The 26,724-nt window shown below is 48.8% G+C and carries 35 protein-coding genes and 1 pseudogene; 18 read left to right on the top strand and 18 right to left on the bottom strand.

The window, feature by feature from the left end; genetic code table 11:
- The 13 genes and pseudogenes from ACR6Z4_RS25790 to ACR6Z4_RS25730 all read right to left on the bottom strand — a co-directional run.
- Positions 1-682, bottom strand: a pseudogene (locus ACR6Z4_RS25790) (hypothetical protein); the annotation flags it as partial.
- Between the two features lie 152 nt (positions 683-834).
- A complete protein-coding gene (locus tag ACR6Z4_RS25785) occupies positions 835-1,929 on the bottom strand; it encodes a site-specific integrase (protein WP_479720211.1) in 1,095 nt (364 codons plus the stop codon).
- A 283-nt stretch (positions 1,930-2,212) separates the two neighbouring features.
- On the bottom strand, positions 2,213-2,863 hold the full coding sequence (locus ACR6Z4_RS25780) for a hypothetical protein (RefSeq protein WP_479720210.1): 651 nt from the start codon (positions 2,861-2,863) through the stop codon (positions 2,213-2,215).
- A gap of 2 nt (positions 2,864-2,865) precedes the next feature.
- Positions 2,866-3,096, bottom strand: a complete 231-nt coding sequence (locus ACR6Z4_RS25775) for a hypothetical protein (protein ID WP_479720209.1) — start codon at positions 3,094-3,096, stop codon at positions 2,866-2,868.
- Positions 3,097-3,140: 44 nt separating this feature from the next.
- A complete protein-coding gene (locus ACR6Z4_RS25770) occupies positions 3,141-4,781 on the bottom strand; it encodes a hypothetical protein (protein ID WP_479720208.1) in 1,641 nt (546 codons plus the stop codon).
- Between the two features lie 10 nt (positions 4,782-4,791).
- The gene (locus tag ACR6Z4_RS25765; RefSeq protein WP_479720207.1) at positions 4,792-5,316 is read right to left on the bottom strand and encodes a hypothetical protein; all 525 of its coding nucleotides are present in this window, start codon (positions 5,314-5,316) and stop codon (positions 4,792-4,794) included.
- On the bottom strand, positions 5,297-6,520 hold the full coding sequence (locus tag ACR6Z4_RS25760; protein ID WP_479720206.1) for a hypothetical protein: 1,224 nt from the start codon (positions 6,518-6,520) through the stop codon (positions 5,297-5,299). The genes ACR6Z4_RS25765 and ACR6Z4_RS25760 overlap by 20 nt, the downstream gene beginning before the upstream one ends.
- A complete protein-coding gene (locus ACR6Z4_RS25755; protein ID WP_479720205.1) occupies positions 6,513-7,121 on the bottom strand; it encodes a hypothetical protein in 609 nt (202 codons plus the stop codon). Before ACR6Z4_RS25755 ends, ACR6Z4_RS25760 begins: the two co-directional genes overlap by 8 nt.
- 153 nt (positions 7,122-7,274) lie before the next feature.
- Positions 7,275-8,726 carry a terminase gene (locus ACR6Z4_RS25750; RefSeq protein ID WP_479720204.1) on the bottom strand — a complete coding sequence of 484 codons (1,452 nt, stop codon included), beginning with the start codon at positions 8,724-8,726 and terminating at the stop codon, positions 7,275-7,277.
- 213 nt (positions 8,727-8,939) lie between these two features.
- Complete coding sequence (locus ACR6Z4_RS25745) at positions 8,940-9,308, bottom strand: hypothetical protein (RefSeq protein WP_479720203.1); 369 nt, start codon at positions 9,306-9,308, stop codon at positions 8,940-8,942.
- A complete protein-coding gene (locus ACR6Z4_RS25740) occupies positions 9,298-9,543 on the bottom strand; it encodes a hypothetical protein (RefSeq protein WP_479720202.1) in 246 nt (81 codons plus the stop codon). Before ACR6Z4_RS25740 ends, ACR6Z4_RS25745 begins: the two co-directional genes overlap by 11 nt.
- A 157-nt stretch (positions 9,544-9,700) precedes the next feature.
- Entirely contained in the window at positions 9,701-9,898 is a 198-nt protein-coding gene (locus ACR6Z4_RS25735; protein WP_479720201.1) for a hypothetical protein, read from the bottom strand.
- A complete protein-coding gene (locus ACR6Z4_RS25730) occupies positions 9,882-10,202 on the bottom strand; it encodes a hypothetical protein (protein ID WP_479720200.1) in 321 nt (106 codons plus the stop codon). The genes ACR6Z4_RS25735 and ACR6Z4_RS25730 overlap by 17 nt, the downstream gene beginning before the upstream one ends.
- A 545-nt stretch (positions 10,203-10,747) precedes the next feature.
- Between ACR6Z4_RS25730 and ACR6Z4_RS25725 the strand changes: the two genes are divergently transcribed.
- On the top strand, positions 10,748-10,960 hold the full coding sequence (locus ACR6Z4_RS25725) for a hypothetical protein (RefSeq protein ID WP_479720199.1): 213 nt from the start codon (positions 10,748-10,750) through the stop codon (positions 10,958-10,960).
- Here ACR6Z4_RS25725 and ACR6Z4_RS25720 read toward each other — a convergent pair.
- The gene (locus ACR6Z4_RS25720; protein ID WP_479720198.1) at positions 10,904-11,185 is read right to left on the bottom strand and encodes a hypothetical protein; all 282 of its coding nucleotides are present in this window, start codon (positions 11,183-11,185) and stop codon (positions 10,904-10,906) included. The two genes, ACR6Z4_RS25725 and ACR6Z4_RS25720, sit on opposite strands and share 57 nt — an antisense overlap.
- A gap of 167 nt (positions 11,186-11,352) precedes the next feature.
- Positions 11,353-11,508, bottom strand: a complete 156-nt coding sequence (locus tag ACR6Z4_RS25715; RefSeq protein ID WP_479720197.1) for a hypothetical protein — start codon at positions 11,506-11,508, stop codon at positions 11,353-11,355.
- Positions 11,509-11,682: 174 nt separating this feature from the next.
- Between ACR6Z4_RS25715 and ACR6Z4_RS25710 the strand changes: the two genes are divergently transcribed.
- The 3 genes from ACR6Z4_RS25710 (at position 11,683) to ACR6Z4_RS25700 (ending at position 13,350) form a co-directional block, all read left to right on the top strand.
- Positions 11,683-12,192 carry a hypothetical protein gene (locus tag ACR6Z4_RS25710; protein ID WP_479720196.1) on the top strand — a complete coding sequence of 170 codons (510 nt, stop codon included), beginning with the start codon at positions 11,683-11,685 and terminating at the stop codon, positions 12,190-12,192.
- Between the two features lie 163 nt (positions 12,193-12,355).
- A complete protein-coding gene (locus tag ACR6Z4_RS25705) occupies positions 12,356-12,955 on the top strand; it encodes a hypothetical protein (protein ID WP_479720195.1) in 600 nt (199 codons plus the stop codon).
- Positions 12,952-13,350: a hypothetical protein gene (locus ACR6Z4_RS25700; RefSeq protein WP_479720194.1), complete on the top strand. Its 399-nt coding sequence runs from the start codon at positions 12,952-12,954 to the stop codon at positions 13,348-13,350. Before ACR6Z4_RS25705 ends, ACR6Z4_RS25700 begins: the two co-directional genes overlap by 4 nt.
- A gap of 681 nt (positions 13,351-14,031) precedes the next feature.
- Here ACR6Z4_RS25700 and ACR6Z4_RS25695 read toward each other — a convergent pair.
- Positions 14,032-14,292: a hypothetical protein gene (locus ACR6Z4_RS25695; protein WP_479720193.1), complete on the bottom strand. Its 261-nt coding sequence runs from the start codon at positions 14,290-14,292 to the stop codon at positions 14,032-14,034.
- An 87-nt stretch (positions 14,293-14,379) separates the two neighbouring features.
- Between ACR6Z4_RS25695 and ACR6Z4_RS25690 the strand changes: the two genes are divergently transcribed.
- The 3 genes from ACR6Z4_RS25690 (at position 14,380) to ACR6Z4_RS25680 (ending at position 15,737) form a co-directional block, all read left to right on the top strand.
- A complete protein-coding gene (locus ACR6Z4_RS25690; protein ID WP_479720192.1) occupies positions 14,380-14,700 on the top strand; it encodes a hypothetical protein in 321 nt (106 codons plus the stop codon).
- A 197-nt stretch (positions 14,701-14,897) separates the two neighbouring features.
- The gene (locus ACR6Z4_RS25685; RefSeq protein ID WP_479720191.1) at positions 14,898-15,161 is read left to right on the top strand and encodes a hypothetical protein; all 264 of its coding nucleotides are present in this window, start codon (positions 14,898-14,900) and stop codon (positions 15,159-15,161) included.
- A 75-nt stretch (positions 15,162-15,236) separates the two neighbouring features.
- On the top strand, positions 15,237-15,737 hold the full coding sequence (locus tag ACR6Z4_RS25680; protein ID WP_479720190.1) for a DUF1071 domain-containing protein: 501 nt from the start codon (positions 15,237-15,239) through the stop codon (positions 15,735-15,737).
- Positions 15,738-16,141: 404 nt separating this feature from the next.
- On the opposite strand, the gene ACR6Z4_RS25675 is transcribed toward ACR6Z4_RS25680, so the two are convergent.
- On the bottom strand, positions 16,142-16,462 hold the full coding sequence (locus ACR6Z4_RS25675) for a helix-turn-helix domain-containing protein (protein WP_479720189.1): 321 nt from the start codon (positions 16,460-16,462) through the stop codon (positions 16,142-16,144).
- Positions 16,463-16,579: 117 nt separating this feature from the next.
- Here ACR6Z4_RS25675 and ACR6Z4_RS25670 point away from each other — a divergent pair, with 117 nt between their 5' ends.
- The 11 genes from ACR6Z4_RS25670 to ACR6Z4_RS25620 all read left to right on the top strand — a co-directional run bounded on the left by ACR6Z4_RS25670 (position 16,580) and on the right by ACR6Z4_RS25620 (position 25,744).
- Positions 16,580-16,750 carry a hypothetical protein gene (locus tag ACR6Z4_RS25670; protein WP_479720188.1) on the top strand — a complete coding sequence of 57 codons (171 nt, stop codon included), beginning with the start codon at positions 16,580-16,582 and terminating at the stop codon, positions 16,748-16,750.
- A 68-nt stretch (positions 16,751-16,818) separates the two neighbouring features.
- Positions 16,819-17,901: a hypothetical protein gene (locus ACR6Z4_RS25665; protein ID WP_479720187.1), complete on the top strand. Its 1,083-nt coding sequence runs from the start codon at positions 16,819-16,821 to the stop codon at positions 17,899-17,901.
- Entirely contained in the window at positions 17,894-18,124 is a 231-nt protein-coding gene (locus ACR6Z4_RS25660) for a hypothetical protein (RefSeq protein WP_479720186.1), read from the top strand. The genes ACR6Z4_RS25665 and ACR6Z4_RS25660 overlap by 8 nt, the downstream gene beginning before the upstream one ends.
- Positions 18,117-18,347 carry a hypothetical protein gene (locus ACR6Z4_RS25655; RefSeq protein WP_479720185.1) on the top strand — a complete coding sequence of 77 codons (231 nt, stop codon included), beginning with the start codon at positions 18,117-18,119 and terminating at the stop codon, positions 18,345-18,347. Before ACR6Z4_RS25660 ends, ACR6Z4_RS25655 begins: the two co-directional genes overlap by 8 nt.
- Before the next feature lie 502 nt (positions 18,348-18,849).
- Positions 18,850-21,240 carry a DEAD/DEAH box helicase family protein gene (locus tag ACR6Z4_RS25650; RefSeq protein WP_479720184.1) on the top strand — a complete coding sequence of 797 codons (2,391 nt, stop codon included), beginning with the start codon at positions 18,850-18,852 and terminating at the stop codon, positions 21,238-21,240.
- 33 nt (positions 21,241-21,273) lie between these two features.
- Positions 21,274-22,524 carry a restriction endonuclease subunit S gene (locus tag ACR6Z4_RS25645; protein ID WP_479720183.1) on the top strand — a complete coding sequence of 417 codons (1,251 nt, stop codon included), beginning with the start codon at positions 21,274-21,276 and terminating at the stop codon, positions 22,522-22,524.
- A 42-nt stretch (positions 22,525-22,566) separates the two neighbouring features.
- Positions 22,567-23,034 carry a hypothetical protein gene (locus tag ACR6Z4_RS25640; protein ID WP_479720182.1) on the top strand — a complete coding sequence of 156 codons (468 nt, stop codon included), beginning with the start codon at positions 22,567-22,569 and terminating at the stop codon, positions 23,032-23,034.
- Positions 23,035-23,102: 68 nt separating this feature from the next.
- On the top strand, positions 23,103-23,369 hold the full coding sequence (locus ACR6Z4_RS25635; protein ID WP_479720181.1) for a hypothetical protein: 267 nt from the start codon (positions 23,103-23,105) through the stop codon (positions 23,367-23,369).
- Positions 23,370-23,397: 28 nt separating this feature from the next.
- Entirely contained in the window at positions 23,398-23,649 is a 252-nt protein-coding gene (locus tag ACR6Z4_RS25630; RefSeq protein ID WP_479720180.1) for a UPF0175 family protein, read from the top strand.
- Entirely contained in the window at positions 23,642-24,133 is a 492-nt protein-coding gene (locus ACR6Z4_RS25625; protein ID WP_479720179.1) for a PIN domain-containing protein, read from the top strand. Before ACR6Z4_RS25630 ends, ACR6Z4_RS25625 begins: the two co-directional genes overlap by 8 nt.
- A 30-nt stretch (positions 24,134-24,163) precedes the next feature.
- The gene (locus ACR6Z4_RS25620) at positions 24,164-25,744 is read left to right on the top strand and encodes a class I SAM-dependent DNA methyltransferase (protein WP_479720178.1); all 1,581 of its coding nucleotides are present in this window, start codon (positions 24,164-24,166) and stop codon (positions 25,742-25,744) included.
- Here ACR6Z4_RS25620 and ACR6Z4_RS25615 read toward each other — a convergent pair.
- Entirely contained in the window at positions 25,741-26,724 is a 984-nt protein-coding gene (locus ACR6Z4_RS25615; protein ID WP_479720177.1) for a hypothetical protein, read from the bottom strand. The genes ACR6Z4_RS25620 and ACR6Z4_RS25615 overlap by 4 nt on opposite strands.

The raw sequence follows: 26,724 nt of genomic DNA, 5'->3' as shown, positions 1-26,724 counted from the left end.
TCGCAGCCTCGATGTTGTCGGCACGATCACCCCGGATGCGGTTCTTGTAAGCGGTTGCCAGATTCATCATCGATGTCGCCCACTCCACCGGCATCGCCTCGCGCGTCCTCACCTCCAACACCTGCTGATAGGCAGCAATGCCCAACTCCAGATTCAGCCAGCGGCGACCCAACGGAAACTGCTGAATCAGATTACCAAACTCACCCACTACGGCCGCCATCATCCGCTGTTGCCCAACACTGCTAGCCAGCAATCGAGAGGCAACTTGCGGTAGGGTGGTCAACAGGGATTCATTCAATTGATCCTGATGCTGCTTTAAGAAGGCGTAAACTTGCTGAGCATTTCCCTGACTCTCCACGATGAGTTGAAACACTTGCAGCAAAAATTGTTCAGAGTTTCCTGCTAAATTAACACTTGTTAATTCCCTTGGTGGCTCTGCCACAACCCTATTTTGATGTTGAGCGATCCAATCGGTTGCTATCTGCCGAGTCTTTTGTAATCGCTGTGCTGCCGTTGCTTTTCCTCGACGCTCTAATTGCGCTATTTCTGATGCCATGACCTCTAGCAATCCAGCATCAACCCACTGAGACTGCTGTTGTAAAAGGGTTGCTTCCTCTCCGGGTTCACACCACATTAGTTGCTCAATCAACGTCTCATACGCCTGAATTCGCTGCTCATCCATGCGGGTTTTCCCAAAGACTTTCGTTTACTTCTACATCCTCTATTCATCCCTTTTCGGTGCTTATTATTGGCAGTCAGGCAACTTTATACATTGCCGTTCCAGAGGAAGGGTCTAACGTCGATTAACATCAACCCAACTATTCCACCACTGGTTTATAGTTTGGGAGGGTGAGGGCGATCAACCCGCAAAGTTAGCGCATCAAATAATTTCTGCTGAGTATCCGCCGTCATCCAACGGTGATAGGTTTTCTCATGGACTGCTACAGAATGACCCATCTGTTTTGCTGCCAACTCACTGGGCAAACCAAATTCCAGGGTTCTGACTGCCCAACGGTGCCGGATATCTAACGCTGTAAAAGGAAGCTTCAGACGGTCTTTGAAATAATGCGTTACTCGTTGTCCATAGTCTTTGTGTTCTTTTCCAGTCACGTTAGGAAGCTGTTTGTCTCTCAGGTTCCACTGATCGACCCATTCTGGATAGTAAGCCCACACCTGGCGAAATCCAGTCTTTCCTTCCAACACCAAAGCAAAATACTTATCTTGCTCTAACTCAGTAGTGTCTAAGAAAAATGCCTCATGGTTTCTTAGACCAAACGCAACAATCATGCCATACACCCATTTCCAACCCGGATTTTTAATCTGGTAAAAATGCTCGGTCAATTGCTCGTCGGTCGGCAACGTGCGTGGGTCTACCTGGGTCGCAGAATAACTGCCCTGAAGTGCTTTGAAATCTGTGGTTAAGCCTGCCAGGTCAGCCAGCTTAGATAATGCCAGGGTAAACCGTCTGCGGGTTCTGGTATTCGCTTCCGTGCTTTCTATCGCTGTTTTAAGCAAGTCGAGGGTTAACGGTTTGCTGCAATCTAAGAGTTTAAAAACATTGTGATAATCCGTTTTCCAGGTCACAGGAGCAACTGTCGAACGAAATTCTGACTCAAACTTAGAAACCCAATCTCCCACGGTTTGCGGAATTTGCCCACGCGCAATCAGGTAAGGTTCCCAAGAAAATTCACCACAATCTAGCAGTGCTCCTACCTTTCGGGCTTCTGCTTCTGCCAACGATACCCCACGCGGATGAGCCCCAATGCCCAACGCGATCCGCTGCTGAAATGGCTTTACCTTGTCTGAACCGGGTTTAGGGGGCAAGGTTGCCGATAGGTAAAGTTTTTCACCGATTTGTTGAATGGCAACGCCAACCCGATGAGCTTTAAGCCTGCCATTGGCTTGAGCAATTTTCCCTGCTATTTCCACTTGCTTAAATCTTGCTTAGAAATATGGGGTAAATTATTCCGTATTGGTCTTCTTTATTCTAGATACACAAAGATTAACATAATTAAAAGCCTCGGAAAACCAGTATTTCCAAGGCTTTTAGATAGGTCTAAAGAAAGGCGCCACCCAGATTCGAACTGGGGAGTGGAGGTTTTGCAGACCTCATTACTATCTTTGAAACCCTTGCTGCAAAAGAATTCCAAAAGAGCACCTAACATCTGTAACCCAAACTGTAACCATTCAATCGATGCTTTTGCAGAGCTACTCAAACCGATCGCTGTAAGACCTGAACCACGGGAGCAGCAATAGCATCATTTGGATCTATGCCGTTCGCGTCAGTCAGAATAATACATTGCCCTTCCCCTAAATACAGATCCGATGCCAATGTCATATAAGCAACCTCAACTGCTCCAGAGGTAAAAACGGCAGACGCCAACGACGAGCCAAACATAAACTGGTAAGTACAATTATTCTGCTGATAGGCAGACATTGAAGCAAAAAAATTACCCGATAACAGTGTTTTACGAAGGTAGAGTGTTAACGTGCGAGAGCCTTCCGTGGAGCTTGTCGTAAACAAGCATGATGCGGATAACAGTTTCCATTGCACCCCAACAGGAACCGTCCAGTAAATAGCATTACTGGTATCAGGAAAATGAGTGAAGGAATCACTAAACTCATCAAGCGTTACCACTTGAGCAGTTGACCAACCTCCACCCCCAGCAGAAATACCAGAGACTAGAAGATTGCCATCGGCATCAATTGCCAGCGTCCGAGCATTGCCAACCTGATCCTTCCCTGCTACCAATACTGGATTAACCGATGCTACTGCATTCTCCTCTACTGCACCCTGGATTGAAAAAAGCCGGACCAACTGACCATAGATCAACCGGAGATATTCGTTATCAGTAGACGCCATACTCAAGCATCCTTCTTAGTCGTTGTAGTCGTTGCTTTTGCCACAGGTTTCTTCTCTTCAACCGGCTTTGGTTGCTCCTGCAAAACTACTTTGCCATTCACTACCTCAGCCGCGCAACGCTGCCCATCCATCCAGCAAAACAAACCCTCATCATCCGATCGCAACTTATCGCCATTTGGACAGACCAACGTCCCAGCCTTTTGATAAAACTCAGTCGAAAACTTATCAGCCATATATCCTCCCGGTTAGCTAATAGCTAATAGCTAATAGCTGTTAGCTATTGCACTACATCAGTTGTGTGAACTTCGATCAGCCGCAGTTGTTGTTCAGCGTTAATCGCTGGATCAACATCTAAATCACCTGTCGTTTCATGGGAAAGCCAGGTAAAATCATCCAACCGTTGAAAGTCATCATCGTTACTGTGTCTTACTTCGGCTTCCATCCCGATCGCACGCGCGATCGCCGCCTGACCCACAATGAAGGACGAGCGCGTTAATGTTGACCCCGTGCCCAATGTTTCATTCTGTACTCCCTCAGTCCCAGCAGTGCCCATACTATGAGCATTCGTTGCAAAGAAATGAAAGCCACCGATCGAACCTGCATAACCTGATACTCTGCCCATTTCACGATTTGAGGCGACCGATAACATACTCGTCAATTCCTCAACTTGAGCCTGAGTCAAGTATTGATTCTTAGCGCTGAGTGAGTTCTTTAGTTGAGCCAATCCAATATCGTGAATGACCCAAATATAATGCCCATCATCTAGCGGCGGAATTTGCAAGCCAGACGTGTAAGCATAAGCGTTATTGACGAAGTTCTCTGTAATTGTTCCATCATCATTTGCACCCACATTTCCAGGCATTGTTGTTACGCTTTGCCTATCGTTATAAATAACGCGAGTTGTAGCAAATGCTCTACTTCTAATTGACACATCCTCATACACCTCATAATCGTGCCCTAAAACTTTCGTGACCGCAGCTTCTAGCGAAAACATTGAATAGGCGGAAACAAACTCAGGAATCGAAACCGGGACACTTGTAGCTGGAGCGCCAGAACCTAAGCCTCGCTCACCTAGCATGATCGATACTGCGTTCGCACTCAGATTCTGTCGATTACTTGATAGCCTTGTCCCTGGCGTCAGGGTGCGATCAGCAACAGATGTAGGCTCAGTCAACCAGCGCAGCCGCGAAACCTGGACCGTATCACCAGGACCTTTACCCAACTCCAACTCATAGAATGGAAACTGCCACCAAACATAACGCCCTTTATGGGTTTCCCTCACTACTATGGATAAATAATCCAGTAGGTACGGGGTAATATCTGCTTTTAGCGTTGGTGCATCCGACGCCAACCGCCGCCCCCCACCCATCAACAGACCATGCTGCTTAGCATGGATTTCCATATCCCGCCGCAACTGGTCACGCTGAGTCGAAAACAAATGCCTCGCCTCACTCAGATCCCGCTGAATGATTTGTTTCCCCGTGCGTTTATTCACCCAGATCGCAGAGGGTGCAGAATCAATCACACTGATAAAATCAGCTGCCAATCCCTCGGAGCGATCGCGCCCTGCTGACAAATTAGTATTAACATTCAACACCCGAAACACCTGATTCAAGCTATCTCGCTGTTGAGTCACTGCCTGTAATTGTTCCTGGGTTTGTTGCAACTGCGATCGCACATCAGCCGTAGCATCCTGCACCGCCGCAGAAACCGCTGCCGTTATCGCTTGCTGCAACTGCTCAGACGTCAGCCGTAGTTCATGCGGGTGCTCTCCCCCATCTCCTCTATCTTCCCCATCTCCCCCATCTCCCTCACCCTGGTTTACTGAATCCTGCGATTCTCCTGCACCGTGCGATCGCACCTGTAACAGCACGTCAGATTCAGAAATCGCATCCTTGACCACAATCGGTTTACCCATATCAAGTACCTCACTTGTTAACAGACAACACTCTAGCCGCCTTCACTGCTGGCACCGTCACCAACGAAATTTCATAAGCATCCCTTACTCCATGCCGTTCTAAATAAGGTTGAGCAGAAACTGACCGAGGACAACCCCAGCTAGGGTAAATATCTTTGCCACAGTCACAACCCGGACATTTAATTTGAGAATAAACAAAAGTAATTGAAACTTCCCGTTGTCGATCGGCACTAAGTTCAACCAATACCGGATGGTCAGGCGCTACAGCGATCGCCACCTTTACGATCTGATATCCTTCTTCAGCAATTGACGCCTTCTCATCCTTGCTCAACCCTTTAGGTGGTTTGGCAGACTCAACTAAAGCCTCAACAATTCGCCCCCAGTTCCCATCAACCGACCAGAAGCTATGATCCTTCATTGCCACCCGATCATTGATGTGCTGAGCAATCAATGGCAACTCCTTAGCCGGAATCCGCATTCCTGAACGGTTCGGTAAATTGTCAGTCGCGATCGCCTCAATAATGATCGTGTCCATTCCCAACCCTCCAAAGACTGTCAGTATCCTCGACCCCCGGTTCATTCACCTCTTCATCAATCATTTGCTGCCAGGGATTAACGCTAATTTTTGGGAACTTCAGCCGATACTTCCAGGGTAAAGGAACCTGTTTCAAGGCAAGCTCTGTATCAATCAATTGCCGTAAACCAGTGCTAAGCAATTGCCGCACTACCCCAACAAACACCACAAACGACAACGCCGGTTGATAGGCAATCTCTCTGGCATACCGCACATCAACCCCCAGTAAATAGAGCGGTACTCGCGATCGCATAGCAATACGCAATCGCCGCAGATTGTGATTTGCAATCAGTTGATTAATTGGGTAGCCCCCCGGTGGACCTTGCGGCTTCTTTACATCCCCACCTTGTAACAAATAGATATCAGGGATGATGCCAGCCCGACGACGCATCTCATGATCTTCCTTATAGTGACGCTTATACGCCTCATCTGCACCCGGAGGCATCAGGTGTATATTGGGCTGGATGGCACTTGAGCGGCTCCCTTCACCCAAGTCGGTATCCCCATCTTTTAACTTCGTCCAATCATTCATCGACTCGTAAAACAGCGATCGCCCATGTAAATAGCGTCTGTTATAGCTCCACTGAATCAGGCTAACTGGGTTGATAATTGCCTTCTCTCGATGACTGCCTATAAACACTTGCTCATAACGCCATAGCCCCCCAGTCTCATCTGGCACCGCATGAACCTGCCAACTCGGAAGCAACCGAAAGCCAGTAATCATCATTGCTTTAGTATCAATATCCAATAGCCCAAAGGCATCCCCCCAAGCCATCATCCGCCAGATGATCTGCCAATAGTCCAACAACCCCATACACCGATCAAGAACAGCCCTAGCGATCGCCACCGTTTCAGCTTGTGGATTATGCTCATCTTCCACCACTGCAAACCCCAACTCATCCCCCGTACCACTAGACAGCACATAGGCGCAAATCACCTCAAGCGCCGTTGCCACTTCAGGGCAATGATTCACCAGGTCGATTAACACTTTTGCCGTCTTAGGCGATCGCGTTGGATATTCTTGTTCCTCATCATCACAATAGCCGCCGCCTGAACTCCACATCTGACTTGAGAAAAACGTAGGACGCGGAAGCGTTCGCGGAGCATTACTCTTAGCTTCTACCGCTCGTTTCAATCCCTGACGATGACGTTTCTTTTTAGCCATAGCTACCGCGAGGAGCATATTTACGCAGCGGTCGAAGTACCGTCTCTAACCATTGATCCGGACGAACATAGTTCCAGCTTTCCACCGGATCAGTAGCATTCGACGGATTTAACAAGTAGCTGTCTAGTTGCCCATAATAACGCCGCGCCGCCCAATCTACAACCATTCCAGCGATCGCCTTAATAGCGTTAACCGGCTGTGTATCCTGTGTAAAATCAAACCCTGCCAGATAAGTCACCTTCGCTTCAGTCGCCAAGCCAAACAGATTCAATTGCCCTATGTCATAGTCAATCGAAAAACTGTTAGCCCCCACCTCAAACCAATCCGAGAGAGCCACCCGTCCCCATTCATCCCGATGCCGTCGAATCGCCACAGTCGGAACCGGCGAACTGGCAACGGGAACACTACTCAAATACCCCACCCGAAACAACGGATTGATTGTGATGATCTCGGTATGCTCCTGCAAATCTAGGGGTCGATTCGCGCCCCAAGAGCTTTCACAAATTGCTTGCGCCACATGCAGATAGCCCAGCAAATCGTCACCACTAAAAGCCACGCCAGGAAAGAATTTAAGCTTATCTTCTGGAAAAAGAATGCTCATAATTTACCCACAAAATCCCACATTTATAGCAATGAAATAGCAATGGAATTGTTAATTAAAACAGGGTGCAGAGGTGGAACCCCTGTCCGGTGGCACAGCCCCCGCGCCCCTGTCCTAACCAGCCCTTCGGCTGCTATATATTTTGCAAAGACATTAAAATGCTGAACCATATACCAGTCCACCTAAATAGCAAGCCATGACAATCGCATCCCCATGATTAGTCGAGCGTCCCAAACGCTTCTTAATTTCATCCTTGCTCTCTAACAAAATGCCCTGCAATGTCAACGACCAGCGTGGAGCTGATAGATCCCCTAACACCTTAGAACCAGGAGGCAAAGCCAAGGTAGGAGTGTAAGCCGGGTCGAGCATCTCGCGCAGCTTCCACCATGCTTCAGCTCGTTTGTTGGCAAAACTAAATTGCCCCGTCCGATCCCGCACCATTGACGAAGCAGACGAAATAAACGCGATCGGCTCATGCCCCTGTAGCTTCAGCATGTCAAACGTAGAAGCACCAACCCCAATCACATCTACAAAAATTCGGCTATTACCCCGGCGGTGTTGCAAAACCTTTTCAGCCCCCACATTGCCATCGGGTATATCCCGACCAGGGTAAGCCCAAACAAACACGTAGGAACTGTGGCGAGTTGCAATCGCCATCTCATCAGCCCCACCCCGAGCAGGATCAGCTGCGATCGCATCTTGTAAATGCGGACAACTGACCCCCTCATCAAAGCAATGAAACTCATTCCCATTCGCTAGCTTCCAGCGTTCCTGTGCTAGCTCTACCCACTTGGTAGGAATCACCTGATAAGGATCATCCTGCATCGACGAACTAAAATCAGTTAATGCCTGTAACTCCGGTGGCAGATTTGCCAGCAAACGATCATAGCCCGTCGCCATCAGCAGTGGGTTATCTGATGTGCTGCTAAGGATAAAGCAACGGCTCACAGGCTCAATCAGCTTATCCCCCACATGCACTGGTTCAGGTCTACTCACCTCATCGTTGCCAATGTAATACCGCACCTCTCCCGACCGAGCAGGGTTAGGGTGTTTCGAATCAAGCCAAGGTGCAAGGTAATTAATGATCCATCTTTGTTCTGAGGATGTTGGCGGGTTAAAGCTACATACAGTACGGCAACGCAGCCCTATTTCTGCTGTCCGATTCCACGTCTTGATGTATTCATACTGTGATTGTAAAAATTGGTTAACCTCATCAAATGCTTTCAAATCATGGGCTTGCCCTTGATACTGATACTTGCTACCCTCATCCTTGCAGCCACCCATCTGGATATACCGCCCATTCACCCGTGTCTCATTCCCCGGCACCCGACCTACAATCTCAGCAAAGCGTACCTTAATGGCGGCCAGGTCAGTCTTACGACGACGAAGAATCAGCGATCGCCTATGAGCCGTCAGACTTAACCCTAAGATCAGGTCAGTTTTCCCGCCGCCAGGACTACCCCCATAAAACAACTCATCAGCCAGACAGTAATAAGCTAACGATTGCGCCCCAGGCTGAGGAGTCCAATTGATAATAGCTGTCTCCGTATCAAACAGTTCATCAATCTGCTGTAGCTTACGGTCAATCCGTGATTGCAACCCCATATTGTTTAGCCCGATGTCTCAAGATATAGGCTACCCCCCTGCAATCGTTGCTTCCAAATATAGCAATTCTCAATGGCGTGAAGTACAAGGTGTTGTGTGAGAGCCTCGCTCCGCGAGGCTCTCACACAACACCCGCAATCTATCCAGGCGTAAAGCGCTATAAATATGCAACAGTAGGTATCGCCCCTAGCAATGGTTCAACATCAAATATATCTATTCCTTAAGTTTCAACTTTCTAGCCAACGACTCTTGCACAATCAAAATCTCATGCAGCTTTTCCACCGCTTCCACCACTGCCAAAATTGCATCTGGATCAGCAGGATTTGCTTCATTTGCAGCCCGACCCAAAAAGCCCAACGCCTGAGCCAACACCACCGGAATTTCTTCTTGCCATTGCTGCAACTTAATCGCAACCATCCGCTTATACTCCTGCTGCAAAACCTCATCCCACTCTAGCCGCGATCGCCAAACTTCAATTGCTCTAACCGATACACCAAACTGACGAGCAACCAGTTTATCCCTACGCATTAACGCCTCTGTCAGTGCAGTAGAAGCTCGAATAACATTAAACCTACGAGGCATCCTTATTAGACCGCTGCAACAATAAAATTTCCAATCGAGACAACCGATCGCCTAATCCATCTACCTCAGATTGCAATCGCCCCATCAAGTTTAGCCCCTGCTCCAGATTCCCCCGGATATGGGCAAACTCACGCTCCTTAGCATATTGTGACCGAGCATAGGATCGATACCAACCCAAGAGAGAAGCGAAAGCCGTAGCGATCGCAATCGACAAACCAACATCAAAACCAAACATAGTTACATTCCTCCTCATCTCAATATGACTTAGCCATCAGTCACACGAAACCAGGAATTTAGCGATATATAGGAGTGATGCTCTATCAAAAAACGATGAATTAGTTAGTGGTGACCCATTAAGCCAGGGAGAAATAAGCAATATTTCGAAAAAATACTTACAGCAAATCTCTTGCCCAACGTTCAAAAAATTCTGAGCGAGATAGTTCAATGCCCTTCATCACACAATATTCAGATACCTTACGATCCAGCAGCGCCGCGCCCGTCTTCGTTAGCAACAACAACACCTGTTCAGACTTAATCTCCTCATACATTTCCCCTTTGCCACGCCGCGATCGCCTACCCTTCCTGCCCATGTAGCTTGTTCAAAAACTTTGCCTTCATTGTAGGACTGTAACGACAAAGCCCCCCATGCCCACGGTGGATGATTCGGACAAATCCCTTACTCGCTAACCAACGACAGTAAATCAACACAGTAGAATGACTCTTAAACCCAATCTCCTCTTGCAATGTAAACGAATCAATTTCCTCACTGTCGCGGATAATTGCAAGTAATCGATTCATCGTAGCAACCTGAGGATGATCATGATAACGTTGTCGTCCATTCAACTCATTAGATAAAAGAGCAAACTCTAAAACCTGCTCATTAATCGTTGCCATCGTAATACATCCAAAAGTACCATTCCCTCGTTGGTCAAACTGTCACAATTAGTCCAAAATTAGTCCAAAAGAGTTTGTAACACAGACGCTTCCTTAACACCCAAACAACCCCGGATAGCTTCTATTCGGGGTATTTTTCATCAATAGAGCAGTTGCCAAAACCACCTTCAAACCCCTGTAGATGCGTTGCATCATCCCGCAACTCATCCAACAAATCTGGAGTGTTTTGTAGTACGAAAAGCTAGATACACTATCCAGAGAGGTGTCACCAGATTGTGTTCCCTATTGTCACCATTGCCATGATCAACTTGTCACCACCTCACCGATAAAATTGTCACCGACTTGGCACCAGATAGTTATCACCTGTCGCCAGACTGTCACCACTTTAGCGCTTTATAGCTGTTGGCTGTTGGCTATTTTCTATTCCCTGCATTGCTGATTCGAGGGATGAATTTGAATGAGAAACCTTTGGTTTCGTTCAAATTCATCCCCCTATTAAGCAATGCCTGTTTCCCTAATTGCCCCTACTCCTATTTCCTAATCCCATGCCCAATCCAAGAATTACCGTTAGAGTCCCAGAAGACCTCTACGCTCAGTTGCCCACCAACGAACGAGAGCGATCGCAGCTCTTGTTAAACCTACTGCGATCGCACTACAACCCCACTCGACCCGAAGACGAAATCGCCCAGATCAAAGCAAGGCTAAACTTTGTAGAAAAAATCTTGCATCAGCAGATGAGCAACGAACTTAGACAATAACCGCTTCGCCTCACGACGCTTCGATAGCGGCAACGACAACAGCACCACATTCACTTGGCGCTGCAATTCCACCTGCAAATCTACATTTAGCCCACTGTCCAACTGATGAGCATATTCCACAATGCAATGCTCATACTGTGCTGGCAATCGCATCATTTTTGTGGGCGATCGCCAACTACTCTTTCTTCCACCATTCCGACCACGGGGCTGATTGATCGGCATCATAGATTGTGATTCAGAAACAACCGTCTCTATTTTAATTCTGATTCAAAATCTAGAGCCAACACCCACAAACCTATCCATAGCCCAGGGCGTGTTTTAAGACTCGCTAAGAGGGTTATTTTTTCGTGTGCTTCGCGCACGAAAAAATAACTTTCAAAACAGACCCTAGTCTATTCATCGTCCTTTGCCTTAGCCGAGTCTAAATCAACCTTGCCATCTAACCACGCCTGCACCAACGCACAAACCACCTCACTCATGTTCGAATCGTAATCGACACAAGCTTTCTTAAACTGCCGCTTCAGGGCTTCAGGGATAACGATCTTCATAGTTTCCATGCCTCCTATTCTGTCAGGGGAATATTAACTTATTTACGTTTTCCCATTTTCACTTATTCCCATATGGGAACGAATCGGATATGCTTGCAGGAAATGGGGAAATTCCCAGAAGACTTCTCAGAAACGTCTTACTTCCGCATCATTTCCCAATCCAACAGGAGGTCTATGAAACGCTCAACCCAAGAATTAGCGAAACTTCTAGGCGTTACCCCCCGAATGGTCAACCTCTACCGCGCCAAAGCCGAACACGTCGAAGGGCGATCGCTCGGCTCTAAGTACGGACGCACTACCTATTTCGATGAAGAAGATCAAGAAGCCATTCGCAAAGTTCAACTGATCGGGGTTACAGCATCAGACGTGCGATCGCAAGAAAAGCAGGCTCAGTCACAAACCCACTTCAGCCAAGTCAACAACCAGGCAGAAGACGGCATCCTTACCGGAATGGATGCCATTGTTGCCAGTGGCGACCAAAATGCCATCGCCATCGGTCAAGCGCTCGGTCAGCGTTGGAATCAATTGCTATGGACATCTGCCATTCAAACCATGCAGAGCGGCATGATGCAAATGCAACAGCAATTTGAAGAACTGCACACCAGCGTCTCTCTGGAATTGTCCCAGCCTCAGCTACCCGGCAATTCACTAGATACGCCAGCATTACCCAATTCTGACAAGTGACGTTCTCGACCTATTGCTAATTGTTTGGAAAAGCACGCTATACGGTCTTTTTCAAACAATTAACAACAAATTTGAAGCACCACCATTCTGACACCCAAAAACCAGAGGGGATGACTCGCAATCCTCCCCCTCTGGTAGCCCTATCAAACTATCAGGACTAACTATGAACATACGCTATAAACCCAAACTCTTACTCAATCTATTGGGCTGGATCACAATCAATGCCATCGTTGCAAATTTAGCGATCGCCCCCCTCAATGCCACCACCCTACAAGACCTATTCGGCATCGACACCCGCAACAGCGGATTCACAAATCGCACCCCATCCCACCGCCCACCCATCCACCCATCCAGCCGTTCCACGGCATCATTCAGACCCAATAGTGATGGCTCACGCCCAGGCATTCGACAACTCACCCCCATCACTCGTCGAGGATTGCGATATGCGATCGCCCTCAGTGGAGGGGTTGATGCCAACGGCTACTACACAAATCCCTTTACCCCAGAAGAGTTTTGGGGTGTGAGCTTACCCGATGGCACCTACAGCGCCAAGATGCTTTGGGAAGGGCAACAGGTCAGCCCCATTACTCGACGGCTGGCAGATGGCACCGTCTACTTTGACTTACCACCCAATACAGTCAAAGCCTATACAGCCAATGGTTTTATGTTTTGGAATCTTTCTGACGCAAACTCGATGATCTTCGAGGTTCAGGGTGGCTTGGTTCGTCGTCAACGTTATAGCTTCGAGAGAGATGCATCATGAATCCAGTAACGCAAATGGTGACGTATCTACTCGAATTCTTAGACCATCAAGGCAAACGCCGATCCGTCATCCTATGTCCATCCGCAGAAGATGTCGCAAACGGCATCATCATGTCAGGCATCGAAGACAGCCGCATGATGAAAGGTCAATTGCTCAACGGTAAACCTATCGTTGTTCTAATCGATCGGATTCTCAAAATTGAGCGCTACAAAGTTACCGGAAACTGGGGCGGCAACGGCAATCGCACCGTCGAAATGACAGGCGAAAAACTTGCAGAATATACAACAAACTGTGGCGGAGATGCCGATCGCATCTCCAAAGTAAAAGACAGTGACGGCAATGTTGTGTTTGACAAATACGACAAAAGCGATCGCTCAGACAACAAGAGCAGTTAAGCCAATAATCTCCCCAGTGGTAGGGCATGTTAGATGCTAGCCATAACGCACTACGGGTATTTTATTTTCATGCCAGTCCCCAACACCCTTTACCCCGGTTAAACACTGGGGTTTTCTGCTTTCAATACAGTGATTCCCGTGATTCCCGTCGATGATTCGGTGGGATGCGCGAACTACCGCAGCCTTGATGTAGGCAGGAAAGCGATCGCCGCGCCCCACACCCAAGCTAATGTCTCCCTCCCCACCCCCCTAACCCCCCGAGTGGGGGAAGCTGCTAGCGCCTAGCCCACCCTCCCATCTAGCGGTAAGAAACATAGCTTACTGCCCGTGTTCACGTCCACCACCGCGCCGCAGGTACGCCCCGCTTCAGAGGCGGAAGCCACGCGGCGCTGAGGTGGGCAGCTCACACGGGCAAGCCTAAAGGCTCAATGACACTCTGCGGCTGTTCCAGCGCAATCCGAACCAAACAAGAGCATACGCGCACCCGCCACATGCCGCACCCACACAGGGTATCACAGCGCGCCCCATGTCAAGCGCCAAGCCTATCACCAACCACAAACCCTCTAATTAGAGCGCTTGACACGGTGCCCCCACGCGCTGTGAGTCAAGCGGCAGGCGGCGGCGTGGCGGTTGCGCGTGGGCAGCAAAGCGCCCCGCTGCCTGTGAGACAAAACCAATTGCTTACCAGATCACATCGTTGCACTCATGGCGGCTCCCCATACCTCTCGGCTTCGGCAACTCCATCAACCGCGCTACAGTCTTAGACGTTGCCCTCAGCTTCAGCGCCACATTCCCACTTTTCAAAGACTTCACCCCTTCCACCGTATAAGTCTGCAAGAGCCAACCCATCAGCGCCGGTGGCACTGGAGTCTTTAACGCCACCGTCCAAACCCCAGCCCCAATTGGCTGCACCCATACCGTCTGTTGCTTCAGTCCATACATTGGTCAAGCTTCTGTAAACTAATCTAATTATAGCTTAGCAATCATCTAAATAAGCTATAATTAGATTAGTTGAATTCAAGCTTTTCTATGACACATAGCCGCATTATTCCCGCTCAAGATGGCTACTCTTTGTTATCAATTAATCCCAGACTAGCTATTGTTTACCGTGCCTTTAAGCGTCCTGGTAAGAATGGACGCAAAGACAAAATTCAATGTGCCTACTTTGGCTTCGATTCGGAAACTGACGCTAAAGCTTTTATGGATTGGCTAAAGCAAAAACATCCCAAATGTTTTGCTCAACTGCGCCCGTCCAAGCGCCTTGCTATGGCGTTTGAAATCAAGGTTCGAGACTTCGACGGATTGCTCACCCTGGTTCTCAAATGTGCCGAGGTGAACCATGCAGCCTGAAAAGCGAGAAGAAGAAAACAGCATCATTTTGCTAATGCTCCAGCCACCCCAAAACGATCCTCTGCTAGAGATATCCAAAATCGTTTGTCGCAAACTTAGACGCAAGTACTACAAGGCTTAAATCAAACCCCTGCTGGAGTTTAGCCGCAACAGCAGGGGATACCACCAAACACGATGGAGATGATGGAGATTTAATCATGACACCTTTTGAAGCCACACAGCTACAACAAGACCTTGCCAACCACAAGGACGCGATCGCCCAAGACTTGCATATAGACGGCATCACCGACGCCGCCACAGGCGATCGCCCCCAGAACACAGACAACGTTTATCTAGATGGCTACTTTGCAGAACTACGCCGCCGTGTTGAACAGGGTGAACATCTAGAAATCCGCTGGTTATCTCGTGCTTATCTAGCTGGAGCCTACGACGCACCAAACGATTGTCACTGCGAATTCTAATCCAACGAACGGTTAGCTGTTAGCTAATAGCTAACAGCTAACAGCTATTAGCTAATTTCTAACCCCTTCACCCCTATGCAACCCATCAGCACCCTCAAACTCAACCCACCCACCCACCCAGGAGAATGGAGCATCGATCAAATCATCGCCGCTCTATCTCGCCCTTTACCTAAATCTGTACTCGATACTAAGCGGCGCGGTAATAGCTACATCCCATACATTCCCTGGTATGAAGCAAACCGTATCCTCGACAAATATGCCCCTGGCTGGACATGGGAAATCCACAACATCATCACCACCAGCGATCGCCTCTTTCTGGTAGGACGACTCACCATCCCCACCAGCAACGGCAACCTCTACCGCGAAGCCACCGGCACCGAACTACTCAAAGAACCCAAAGAAATTTGGATCGGTGAAAAACCCAACCGCCAGCCACTCAGAGACGAATTCGATCGCCCCATCGTTGAACCCAAAGAACTTGCTTACGGCGACCCATCCAGCAACGCTGAATCAATGGCATTCCGTCGCGCCGCCGCCAAGTTTGGCTTAGGACTCCATCTCTACAACAAAGATTAGCTATCATGCTATGTGTAGCTTTACGCTCAGGCATGAATAGCGCAGAAAAAGCCAAAGCAATCGTTAGCGGTATCGTCTCAGAAGCTCAGATTATGTGGGGAGAAGATTGGGTCAAAAACCTAGTCCGAAGATACTGTGAGATTGAATCTCAAGAATCCGGCGAGGAAGTAAAGCCAGTCCAGCGCCGTAGCCAACTCGTCAGAGTGTTTGAAACTGGCTCAGTCACACTGGAGACTTTAATTAGATTAGCCGAGTGTGTCGGAATGAACCTTGTAGGCGAAATCCAACGCAAAGAAGTAAGAAGATTTTCATGACCTAAGCAAACGAAACCAACAGCCCCATCGCCCGAACCGAGGCAATTTATACCAGCACTCAGCACCGTTGCCCCACCCAATGGGGCTTTTTTATTGTCCAGACAAGCGCGCCGCAATGATCATCATCAGCCCCGCAATCTCTCTATGCGTCATTCCCTGCACCCTCACCTCCAACGGCAGCGATGATCCTACCGATCGCCCATACAGATAAGCTACAAACTCTTCCGGCAACTGACCCCGCATCTTCGCGATCTTCTCCAAGTTTTCCAAGTCAGGCATATTCCGCCCATTTTCCCAACTTTGAATCGTAGACTGAGCCACCCCCAACAACTTTGCTAATTCTCGCTGAGGGCGATCGCCCCGCAACTCAACCACTGCTACAGCTAACCGCTGCAAAACCTGTTCATCCACACATTGACCGATTTATCGTTCACCTCTTCACCAAGATTTACAAAAAACTAGGAATCACACAATCAAATAATCGATTAATCACGTATACTCAAATGAACGAACGGTCATTTTAATTGAATGATGAACAAATCAATTATCGAAGCAAGAGAAAACTTGACCATCCGCATTAAACCCAGCGTCAAGCGCAGGGTCAAAGAGTTTCTGTTAGATGACCCCAGAACCATTAGCGATCTGTTTGAAGATGCCATCAATGCCTATCTAGACGCTCAAACACAGACCGCTGCTTAAGCCAGTAACATCAATACCCCGGTCTGCTCCAAGCAAACCAGAGAAATCGTTGCACCTATATCAACAGCATGACAAACCCACCATCAGGCTCATCGTCGCCAGGGACTCAAACGCCAGGGACTCAAACGCCAGGGACTCAAACGGAAGCTATCATCGTTATCCCTCTGTCTGCAATCCAGAAAGCTAGAGGCTTATCCGGCAGCCAATACGACCTCTGGCTCTATCTATACGAACTCGATCGCTATGGCAACGGCATCGACATCCCACCTCCTATAGAAATTGGTAAAGAGCTTAGATGTCACCCATTGACCGTACAGCGCAATGCACAACGCCTCATAGACCGGGAGCTATTTGAATTTGAGATCAAACACTGGAGAGCTTACAACTCAAAAGCTAGGGAATATTTTACAGCCAAAAATTCTCCCGATAAAGAGATCAAAATGTTAGCCGCAAGATCAAAATGTTATACAAATTCGTCAGAGAATAGATCGTTTAATCACACCTCTTTTTCACAACCCGCTCAGGGAGAGGCTTACACAAATGGGCAATGTACCAATAACAGATCTGTTAGATCTATAGAAACAACAAAACAGCCTATTGTTTCTCCGAACCTTAACCGGGAAAAACTTGGTAAACATCCCTCCAATTCAGAGATAGTAAGCACTTCCGACCCTAGAGATTTTGTGGCGCAAGACGCTTCAAAAAAACTGCACGCTCTAGCCACACAAGTCCAGAGTGCAGGCATTAAACTCAACACAACAATTCAACAAACAATTGCCACACTTCTGCGAGAGCAGGGTGCCGCCGCTGCCACGCGTGCTGTGGAAAACGCAATTTCTGCCCTACAAGAACAGCAAACTCAAGGCAAAATACGAAACCCCGGCGGGTTCTTTACAGCTGCCCTGCGGCGAGGTTTCACCGCCAACGAAGCCAAACGCGAAGCCCGACAACATTGCCAATCTCACCCCCCCGATCTCACCCAAATCGCCCTCACGATCAACCAAGCCCTACTCAACGGCGATCGCCCTTTTGCCCTGGCACGACTCCAAGAAATGTGGCTAGCAGGCTGGCACGACCAGATCGAAGAACTTCTGCAATTGCAAAAAGATTGGGGCTTCACCCTCACCAGTCAAGGCATCAGCGATGGCTGAAATCACCTTGACTATTACCTTTGAAACTAGCCAAATAGCCCTGGTTATGAGCAAGTGCCAACAGCTCAGCGAATTTCTCAACGTATCCGGAGTGCAGGTAAGCGCCAGCACCAGCTTCGAAACTCTAGACCTGATCGACCAACACCTCAAACCTCATACGTTCAATCCAGAACCTTTCGAGCCTGATCTGACCCAGCATCCAGAGCTAGACCAAAATGCTTAAATCTACCTTCAGCAACGTCGAACTCATCAGCATCGCCCAAACAACCGAACGACTCGGTAAAGGTTACAGCCGTCGCTCTATCCTCCGACGCATCGACAGCGGCGAGTGGAAAGAAGGCGTTCACTGGGTCGATTGCCGCCGCAGTGGTGCCATCAACCGCATCATCAAAATCAACATCACTGCTGTATTAAATGAACTCGCTACTCCCGCCGCATTTCGTTAAGCTCACAAATTACTCAACCTATGAGTTTTGTGATAGCGCTTTGCGTCTGGATAAATGGTGGGTGTTGTGTGAGAGCCACGCTCTGCATAACTCTCACGCAACACTGTGTATTTCACGCAATTGCAAATAGCAAAGTGAGTTGGCGATCGCATAGTAAGCAGCTCACCCCAACGCGGTGTAAACCTATGGGCAAATCAATAGACGATCGTGGCACATCCTGCTACTTTTTGGCATAATCTGACACAGACCCTCTACCGTACAGTTTGGCGTTGCTAATTTAGGCTATGAAACTAAGTTTCCTGGCTAGATTAAGCAATGTCCAAAGTTCCCATCTACTCATGACCTGTCGCTAGTAGATCCCATTAAAAGTCTGACAACGAGGTGCAGGGGTTCCACCCCTCCGTGGGGGCTGCGCCCCCACGCCCCATGTTGCAAAATTTAGTGTTCGTAACATTAGAGATTTAAAAGCCACGTTCAAACCATATAGCCCAGGTAGACCATCATGGGACTCAATGAAGCTGATACCAGGGCAAAGCTAATAGATCCGACCCTGCATACACGAGGTTGGATTGAAGACTATATTAAGCGAGAAGAAACGGCTGGCACTATTGAGATTGTGGGCGGAAAACCCCGCAAGCAACGGCGAGGCAGGCTCGATTACACCCTACGAATTCAGGTGGGTCAGGATACCCAACCTGTAGCCGTTGCTCTGGTCGAGGCAAAAGCAGAACACTTACCACCTGCTCACGGATTAGAACAAGCCAAGGGCTATACCCTCTGCGATCGCTTTAATGTCCCCTTCGTTTTCAGCACCAATGGTCATCTGTTTGTAGAATTCGATCGCACCACTGGAGTCACTAGCAAACCCCAACCGCTCAGCCAATTCCCCACACCTGCAACACTCCGCATTCGATATGAGCAATACGTCGGTTTCAATCTTGAAGATGAGGCTGCAAAACCCCTCCTGACTCCTTACACAGGTGGTGAATCAGGACGACGCTATTACCAGGACGCAGCCATCCGGGCGGCTCTCGAAAAAATTGCTCAGTGTAAGACCCAAGGGGAGCCAGAGCGAGTGTTGCTGGCGTTGGCAACCGGAGCCGGAAAGACGTTCATTGCTGTCAACCTGATGAAGCGAATTGCGGATGCAGGGCAAATGACACGAGCATTGTTTGTCTGCGATCGCGACGAGTTACGGATTCAGGCAGCCGCAGCCTTTCAGAATGTGTTTGGTTCAAATGCGGCAACGGTTTCAGCCAACAATCCTCAAAAAAACGCCCGCATTCTGATTGCTACCTATCAAACATTAGATGTAGACACCGACGATGGTACAGGCAATTTCCTGACTCAGCACTATCCAGAAAATTACTTTAGCCACATTATCATCGATGAGTGCCATCGCTCTGCATGGGGCAAGTGGTCCCAGGTTCTAACCCGCAATGCTAATGCGGTGCAAATCGGTTTAACGGCAACCCCCCGAGAATTAGAGTTCACCGTAGACAGCCAGGAAGCGCAGGCAGATCAGCAGATTTCAGCCGACAATGTGCGCTACTTTGGGGAGCCAGTTTATGAATATGACATCGCTCAGGGCATTGAAGATGGCTACTTAGCTGCCTGTGATATACAGCACAATCGGGTCAATATAGACGACACAGGCATCACGATCGAAGACATTCTCGCTCGCAACCCCACTGATGCCAGAACAGGCTTACCTGTTACTGAGGCAGATCTACGGCAACTATACGAAAGCACATCGTTTGAAAATCAAGTTTTGCTACCCGATCGCGTAGTGGCAATGTGCCAGGATTTGTTCAACTACCTCCTAGAAACGGGGGGACCTGAGCAAAAAACGGTAATTTTCTGTGTGCGAGATACCCACGCCGATGCCGTAGCCATCGAGCTAAACAATTTGTATGCCCAGTGGTGTCAAGACAACCAACAGCGGCGGGTCAATACCTATGCCTTTAAATGCACTGCTGCCAGTGGCGGCAAAGACTATCTGGCAGACCTCAAGGGCAGCAACCGCGATTTTTTTATTGCCACAACGGTAGACCTTCTCTCGACTGGGGTAGATGTGCCGAGTCTGCGAAATGTAGTGTTTTTCAAATACATGAAATCGCCCATCACGTTCTATCAGATGGTAGGACGGGGAACCCGCTTGGATGCTCCCACCGAAAAGTTGATGTTCTGCTTGTATGACTACACCAATGCCATCCAGTTATTTGGGCAATCGTTTCTAACCAAGCTATCGCCCAAAGGAGTTACAGACCCCGATGGAGACGGAACCGATCCGATTGCCCCACCTCCTGATACTCCTGATCCACCCAAAATTATTACGGTTGAAGGCTTTAACATTCAAATCACCTCCCAAGGACGGTTTGTATTGGCAACCGTAGATGGGCGGGCGATGCCCGTTCCCGTTGAGGAATATGAGGCAAAGTTAACAGAGCAGTTAGTAGCGATCGCCATCAACCCCGTTGAGTTTCGGATGCGTTGGGTCGTGCGCGATGAGCGTCGAGGGATGCTGGCACAGTTAGTCGAGGGGGGCATTTCACCAACTGTCATTCAGTTAATTCGAGACATGCAAGACTATGACCTGTATGATGTGTTGGGTCAGTTGGGCTATAAACTCAATCCCCAAACCCGCACCATCCGGTTTGCTGAGTTTGCTCGTCAGCAAGCAGCTTGGCTGCAATCCATGCCACCGCAAACGGCAAAAACCGTGCAGGCGATCGCCCAACAGTTTGTCTATTCAGGCACAGACGCGCTGGAAGACGAACGATTGCTCTATGTGCCAGAAATAGCACGGGCAGGAGGTTTAAACGCACTAAAGCTGCTGGGTAAACCTGTGGATGTGCTGCAAGAAACGAAGATAAAATTATTTTCGGCTTAATGCCGATAAGTGAGTTGTGATGTGGGGTTACTTGTGACGCAGGCGATCGAGAAAAAGCAAAGTAGGGATTTAACAAATTCTGAAGACCAGGTACAGATTAGTCTCCAGGATGTATGTATAGCAATTGTAGATTGTGAACATAAAACAGCACCTACACAGCCAACTGGTATTCCCTCAATCAGAACAACCAATATCAAAAATGGCAAATTAGATATAGAGAATGCTAACCGGGTGTCTGAGGAAACCTATCGGCAATGGACAGCACGGATTGAACCACAACCTGAAGATTTAATTTTGGCAAGGGAGGCTCCAGTTGGTGAAATTGGCATTATTCCGCAAGGACATCGTGTTTGTTTAGGACAACGTACTGTTCTTCTTCGAGCCAATCAATCCAAAATCCTTCCAAAGTATTTGTTATATCTGCTTCTTACACCGCAGCTCCGCGATGAAATGGAGCGCAAATCAGAAGGAGCATTAGTTCCACATCTGAATGTAGCTGATGTACGGAATCTGCCTATTCCTGGGCTACCTCCCCTCGCAGAACAGAAGCGAATTGTTGCCATTCTCAACGAGCAGATGGCAGCCATCGAGAAAGCCCACGCCGCCACCCTCACCCAACTCAAAGCCGCCAAAGCCCTCCCCGCCGCCTACCTCCGTCAAGTCTTCGACAGCCCCGAAGCCCAAACCTGGCAATGCAAAAAATTAAGTGAGATTACGCAACAACAAAGGGGTATTACTTATGGCGTTGTTTTAACAGGTAATCATATTCCTGGTGGCATTCCCACAGTTCGAGGGGGAGATATTAAAAATTTCCAGGTTCAGTATTCAGAATTGAAATGTATTGATCCTGCTTTGTCAGAAACCTTTTCTAGAACTTTATTGAGAGGTGACGAAATACTTTTAGCAATTCGGGGTTCTGTTGGTGCAGTAAGTATTACGGATGATGAGCTTGTCGGTTCAAATGTATCTCGTGAAGTTGCAGTTTTACCAATGCTTGGAGATATTTGGCGAAAATATGTCATGTATGCCTTAGCAAGCCCCGAAATTCAATCCGCAATTAACGCAAAAGTTATAGGTTCTGCACAACGGGGAATTAACTTAAGTGATGTTTCACAACTAGAAGTTCCACTGCCATCAGTAGAAAAACAGAAAGAAATTGAAAAATTGATAACTGAGAAATTGGCAGAAGCTAAAAAACTACAACAACTTCTTCAAGAACAACTCGACGCGATCGCCCAACTTCCCTCCACCATTCTTCGACAAGCATTCAATGGCGAACTATAACAATCGAAGCAACACGATAAAAAACCTCTCAAGGAGATCATAATGAGTCTTGAAAAACTCAAGTTTGTTAAAAACATTGATGATTCTGGTTGGGCTTACAAAGACTGGCAAAAGGGTAGTCAGCAGCAGCTCAACTGGTCAAAGGGCAGTGAGACAAATGCCAATAAAGCCGAGCTTGGAGATCTCATCCTATTGGTGCAAAAGCCAGATCATATTCAAGAGGCAAGAGTGACCCATTTAGTTGAAGTCACCAGCGATGCGGCTGAAGCGATCGCCGATGAAAACTGGGGAATTGTCAGACAAGTATCGGTCGTTTGGGTAGCTGACTTTACCCACGAGGCATCTATTCCCAGAGACAAAGACCTATTTGGCTGGAAACGCCAGCGCCCTCAAGGCACAAACCTGGTTGAGTTAGGAAACATCAAAGATGGCAAGGTGCTTCACCTCTGGCATTCCCTCGAAATCTTTCAGCGACACGTTGCAGGGATGCTGAAACTGATTGAGGAGTAAGCAGCCAACTATAATCAAAACACCTGTTCAGCAAACTGCATTATTTTAGGTAACGATGGGCGATCGCTATGCAAATCACAATCGACATCCCCGATGATATCGCCTCGCGCTTAGAACCCCTCAAAGATCAACTGCCTCAGATCTTGCTCCTGGGGTTGCAAGAACTTACTGCCAATCCGTCCACTGGCTTTTCGGGGTTGACGGAAATCCTAGAATTTTTTGCCAACCTGCCCACAGCCCAAGAAATTATTGATTTGCGCCTCTCCCCAACACTTCATGCGATCGCCCAACCCCCAGCAGCGCTGCTCCGTCAGGCATGGCATGGCAAACTATAATCAAAACACCCACCGTCTCTAGCCCATCATGAACCGCATCCAAATCAACATTCCCGAAGAAGTCTTGATCAGCCTTAAGCAAACCCCTGACACCCTCTCTCGTGAGTTGTGTTTGCTGGCGGCGGTCAAATTGTTTGAGCTGGGTCGGCTCTCGTCGGGTCGTGCGGCTCAACTGGCAGGCATCTCACGGGTCGAATTCCTCAACATCTTGGGGCGTTATCAGGTTTCCCCCTTTACCCAGAGTGCCGAAGAACTGGCTCAAGATGTTCAAAATGCCTGATCGTCACGTTATCATCAATACCTCGCCTCTGTTTTATCTCCACCAGATCGATCATCTACATTTACTGCCCACCCTCTACAACCGAGTTACAGTGCCTACTGCCGTTCAACGAGAACTCCAGACGGGGCAAGCTCAGGGGCTTAGCATTCCTATCATCCAGCAACTTGATTGGGTTACAGTTACGTCCGCCAACGCAGCATTTTTACCCAACATCACCGACCTTGGGGAAGGCGAAGCCGAAGTAATCGCGTTAGGCATCGAAAATCCTGGTAGCCTATTAATTCTGGATGATGCCCTCGGCAGAAGCATCGCCCGTTTGTATCAACTGACCTATACAGGCACTCTGGGTGTACTGGTTCGCGCCAAGCAACTTGGGCATCTTGCGAGTGTTTTTGAAGTGATTAAATTGCTTCAAGAACGGGGCATGTGGATCACCCCATCTGTCATTGAAACCATTCTCCAACTGGCTGGAGAACAGCCTTAAACCCGCTTGAACTACAGCTCACAAGAACAAATGGCACGCGCAGCAAAAAACGACAACGGTAACGGACGCAAATTCAATACTCAACAAAGCCTGGATGGCTATATCAAATCCGCCTGCGACATCATGCGTCGTTCTAACTGCGCCGGAGCGTTGCAGTACGTCCCCGAACTCACCTGGATTCTTTTTCTTCGCATCCTCGACGAACAAGAACAGCAAGAAGCCGAATACGCCGAAGCCGTCGGCGCAAGCTTTACCTATTCCCTGGCGTCACCCTACCGCTGGCACGATTGGGCAGCGCCCTACAGCGAAGACCTCCTCACCCTGCGTGATGGGCTAGCACAAGGTTGGAAACGCAAAGAGTTGCAAGATGGAGCCATCAACGGGTTTATCCAATTCATCAATAGCGACCTCCTGCCCCACCTCAAAAAACTACGCGATCGCCCCAACGCCACACCCCGCCAAAAAGTCATTAGCCAAATCCTTTCAGGCACCGAACGCACCCGCATCGACACGGAGCGCAACCTGCTCGATATCCTCGACAAAGTTCACGACATCAGCAACCAGATCATCGACGACACCCACATCTATACCCTCTCCCAACTCTACGAAGGCTTACTCCTAAAAATGGGTGAAAAGGGCAACGATGGCGGGCAGTTTTTTACCCCCCGCGTTGTAGTCCGGGCAATGGTGCAAGCCATCAATCCCCAAATCGGTGAAACCGTCTACGATGCAGGCTGCGGCACAGGCGGCTTTCTGGCACAGGCATACGAGCACATGGCAGGCAAAAACAACGCCAATATCACCACTGCCGACGACCTCGCCATCCTCAAACACAAAACCTTCTACGGACGCGAAAAAGATAACGCCATCTACCCGATCGCTCTTGCTAACCTCGTTCTGCATGGCATCGATGAACCACATATCTGGCACGGCAACACCCTCACCGGAGCCGAAACCTACAGCGGTCTATTTGCTGGCTCACCTGCTCTCTACGATGTCGCCCTCATGAATCCCCCCTTCGGTGGCAAAGAAGGCAAAGAAGCCCAAACCCACTTCGCCTACAAAACGGGTTCCACCCAGGTTCTATTCCTGCAACATGTCATCAATAGCCTCAAACCCAACGGACGTTGTGGCATCGTTCTAGATGAAGGCATCCTCTTCCGCACCAACGAAACCGCCTTCGTCCAAACCAAAAAGAAACTCCTCGATGATGCCGATGTCTGGTGCATTCTTAGCCTTCCTGGAGGCGTCTTCACCACCGCCGGTGCAGGCGTAAAAACCAACCTTATCTTTTTCACTAAAGGTAAATCCACCGAACAAATCTGGTACTACGACCTCTCCGACCTCAAAGTTGCCAAGAAAACCCCCCTCACCCTCGACCACTTCGAACACTTCTTTAGCGTCCTCCCCACCCGAGAACTCAGCGATCGCAGTTGGATTGTTACCCGCGACCAGATCGAAGCCAAAAACTACGACCTCAAAGCTGTCAACCCCAACGCCAAAACCACCGAAGACCTTCGCACCCCCAACGAACTGCTCGACATCATCGAAACCAAAGGCAAAGAAGTCACCCAAGCCCTTGCTACTCTTCGCCAACCCAATACCCCCTAAAACCCCCGCCACAGATACTCCGTCAACTCCCGTCCTACCCGCTTTTCCTCATCCGGCTCCGGCGGCAATTTCCACCGCAACGAGTCATACAGCAAATGGCGATACAAATCAAACGCCGCCTCAATCAAACTGCCATAGGTGCGAGCCGCACCGATCGCCCAATAGTAGTACGCAAAGAAGGCAGACGCCAACCCAATCGGAGCCGCCCACCAGGCCCCGGCAAACGTCCACAAAACAAACAGTAGACTCCATAGGCATACACGAGCCGCGCTATTAAGGTCAGCACGAGCATCTTGCAATTCTTTCTTCACCCCATCGGGCAGCAATAACCACAGACGCGGCCAGCAAATAATCGCATCCAACCCATACTTATCCAGCGCTTTACGTTCAGCCGCACGTAGCACATTACCCAAACGAGTCGGCAAGAGTTCAGGGTTAGCAGGCAACTCTCTCAACTCCTGCCGCCACCGAATCAACGTACTCTGTTGTGCAGGCGTCAACAGTTGTTCAGAAAGTCTAAGATATTCATCCTGCTCGGCTGGAGCAAGCGCATCGGCACCATAGGTTTCAATCGTGGTCTTGAGAGTTTGTCGCCTTGCCTTTTGTTGCGCTTCGATTTTTCGCAGGTTATTGCTCTCCCGAATTAACCAATCCTTGCGATCGCGGTAATGCCGAATGCCATCCTGCTGAAAAAACTGCAACCACGGGTGCCAGTACCCCTCCAAAAACCGTAATGTCGGTAAGTCAAACCGCTGCACCACAAAGGCAGACGCCGTAATTATGCAGAACCCAATCACCAACAACGTAATTTGTAACGGTTCAGGATAATCGGTAACTTGCGTAACAATCGCCTCCCAGCCAAATGCTTGCACAGCGGTCACAAACCCACCGAGCCAAAACACAAAAGCAGGGGTGAGCAAGGTGGCAACCCACTGTTCCGCAAACTTTCCGCCAAAACTGTCGAGTACTTTTGCAGTCAT

Source organism: Calyptranema fuscum S582, from assembly GCF_055793305.1.
The sequence above is the reverse complement of the archived record's forward strand: the minus strand, read 5'-3'. Positions and strand labels throughout refer to the sequence as shown.

What these genes read in the sequence shown, in the direction of transcription:
- ACR6Z4_RS25705 (WP_479720195.1), top strand. Translation starts at nt 12,356, where the DNA reads ATGAACATACGCTATAAACCCAAACTCTTACTCAATCTATTGGGCTGG.
- ACR6Z4_RS25650 (WP_479720184.1), top strand. Translation starts at nt 18,850, where the DNA reads ATGGGACTCAATGAAGCTGATACCAGGGCAAAGCTAATAGATCCGACC.
- ACR6Z4_RS25640 (WP_479720182.1), top strand. Translation starts at nt 22,567, where the DNA reads ATGAGTCTTGAAAAACTCAAGTTTGTTAAAAACATTGATGATTCTGGT.
- ACR6Z4_RS25630 (WP_479720180.1), top strand. Translation starts at nt 23,398, where the DNA reads ATGAACCGCATCCAAATCAACATTCCCGAAGAAGTCTTGATCAGCCTT.
- ACR6Z4_RS25740 (WP_479720202.1), bottom strand. Translation starts at nt 9,543, where the DNA reads ATGTTTGGTTTTGATGTTGGTTTGTCGATTGCGATCGCTACGGCTTTC.
- ACR6Z4_RS25665 (WP_479720187.1), top strand. Translation starts at nt 16,819, where the DNA reads ATGACAAACCCACCATCAGGCTCATCGTCGCCAGGGACTCAAACGCCA.
- ACR6Z4_RS25730 (WP_479720200.1), bottom strand. Translation starts at nt 10,202, where the DNA reads ATGGCAACGATTAATGAGCAGGTTTTAGAGTTTGCTCTTTTATCTAAT.
- ACR6Z4_RS25670 (WP_479720188.1), top strand. Translation starts at nt 16,580, where the DNA reads ATGATGAACAAATCAATTATCGAAGCAAGAGAAAACTTGACCATCCGC.
- ACR6Z4_RS25635 (WP_479720181.1), top strand. Translation starts at nt 23,103, where the DNA reads ATGCAAATCACAATCGACATCCCCGATGATATCGCCTCGCGCTTAGAA.
- ACR6Z4_RS25690 (WP_479720192.1), top strand. Translation starts at nt 14,380, where the DNA reads ATGACACATAGCCGCATTATTCCCGCTCAAGATGGCTACTCTTTGTTA.
- ACR6Z4_RS25760 (WP_479720206.1), bottom strand. Translation starts at nt 6,520, where the DNA reads ATGGCTAAAAAGAAACGTCATCGTCAGGGATTGAAACGAGCGGTAGAA.
- ACR6Z4_RS25780 (WP_479720210.1), bottom strand. Translation starts at nt 2,863, where the DNA reads ATGGCGTCTACTGATAACGAATATCTCCGGTTGATCTATGGTCAGTTG.
- ACR6Z4_RS25720 (WP_479720198.1), bottom strand. Translation starts at nt 11,185, where the DNA reads ATGATGCCGATCAATCAGCCCCGTGGTCGGAATGGTGGAAGAAAGAGT.
- ACR6Z4_RS25620 (WP_479720178.1), top strand. Translation starts at nt 24,164, where the DNA reads ATGGCACGCGCAGCAAAAAACGACAACGGTAACGGACGCAAATTCAAT.
- ACR6Z4_RS25765 (WP_479720207.1), bottom strand. Translation starts at nt 5,316, where the DNA reads ATGGACACGATCATTATTGAGGCGATCGCGACTGACAATTTACCGAAC.
- ACR6Z4_RS25615 (WP_479720177.1), bottom strand. Translation starts at nt 26,724, where the DNA reads ATGACTGCAAAAGTACTCGACAGTTTTGGCGGAAAGTTTGCGGAACAG.
- ACR6Z4_RS25710 (WP_479720196.1), top strand. Translation starts at nt 11,683, where the DNA reads ATGAAACGCTCAACCCAAGAATTAGCGAAACTTCTAGGCGTTACCCCC.
- ACR6Z4_RS25725 (WP_479720199.1), top strand. Translation starts at nt 10,748, where the DNA reads ATGCCCAATCCAAGAATTACCGTTAGAGTCCCAGAAGACCTCTACGCT.
- ACR6Z4_RS25715 (WP_479720197.1), bottom strand. Translation starts at nt 11,508, where the DNA reads ATGAAGATCGTTATCCCTGAAGCCCTGAAGCGGCAGTTTAAGAAAGCT.
- ACR6Z4_RS25655 (WP_479720185.1), top strand. Translation starts at nt 18,117, where the DNA reads ATGCTTAAATCTACCTTCAGCAACGTCGAACTCATCAGCATCGCCCAA.
- ACR6Z4_RS25700 (WP_479720194.1), top strand. Translation starts at nt 12,952, where the DNA reads ATGAATCCAGTAACGCAAATGGTGACGTATCTACTCGAATTCTTAGAC.
- ACR6Z4_RS25660 (WP_479720186.1), top strand. Translation starts at nt 17,894, where the DNA reads ATGGCTGAAATCACCTTGACTATTACCTTTGAAACTAGCCAAATAGCC.
- ACR6Z4_RS25775 (WP_479720209.1), bottom strand. Translation starts at nt 3,096, where the DNA reads ATGGCTGATAAGTTTTCGACTGAGTTTTATCAAAAGGCTGGGACGTTG.
- ACR6Z4_RS25695 (WP_479720193.1), bottom strand. Translation starts at nt 14,292, where the DNA reads ATGTATGGACTGAAGCAACAGACGGTATGGGTGCAGCCAATTGGGGCT.
- ACR6Z4_RS25770 (WP_479720208.1), bottom strand. Translation starts at nt 4,781, where the DNA reads ATGGGTAAACCGATTGTGGTCAAGGATGCGATTTCTGAATCTGACGTG.
- ACR6Z4_RS25735 (WP_479720201.1), bottom strand. Translation starts at nt 9,898, where the DNA reads ATGGGCAGGAAGGGTAGGCGATCGCGGCGTGGCAAAGGGGAAATGTAT.
- ACR6Z4_RS25680 (WP_479720190.1), top strand. Translation starts at nt 15,237, where the DNA reads ATGCAACCCATCAGCACCCTCAAACTCAACCCACCCACCCACCCAGGA.
- ACR6Z4_RS25755 (WP_479720205.1), bottom strand. Translation starts at nt 7,121, where the DNA reads ATGAGCATTCTTTTTCCAGAAGATAAGCTTAAATTCTTTCCTGGCGTG.
- ACR6Z4_RS25745 (WP_479720203.1), bottom strand. Translation starts at nt 9,308, where the DNA reads ATGCCTCGTAGGTTTAATGTTATTCGAGCTTCTACTGCACTGACAGAG.
- ACR6Z4_RS25750 (WP_479720204.1), bottom strand. Translation starts at nt 8,726, where the DNA reads ATGGGGTTGCAATCACGGATTGACCGTAAGCTACAGCAGATTGATGAA.
- ACR6Z4_RS25685 (WP_479720191.1), top strand. Translation starts at nt 14,898, where the DNA reads ATGACACCTTTTGAAGCCACACAGCTACAACAAGACCTTGCCAACCAC.
- ACR6Z4_RS25625 (WP_479720179.1), top strand. Translation starts at nt 23,642, where the DNA reads ATGCCTGATCGTCACGTTATCATCAATACCTCGCCTCTGTTTTATCTC.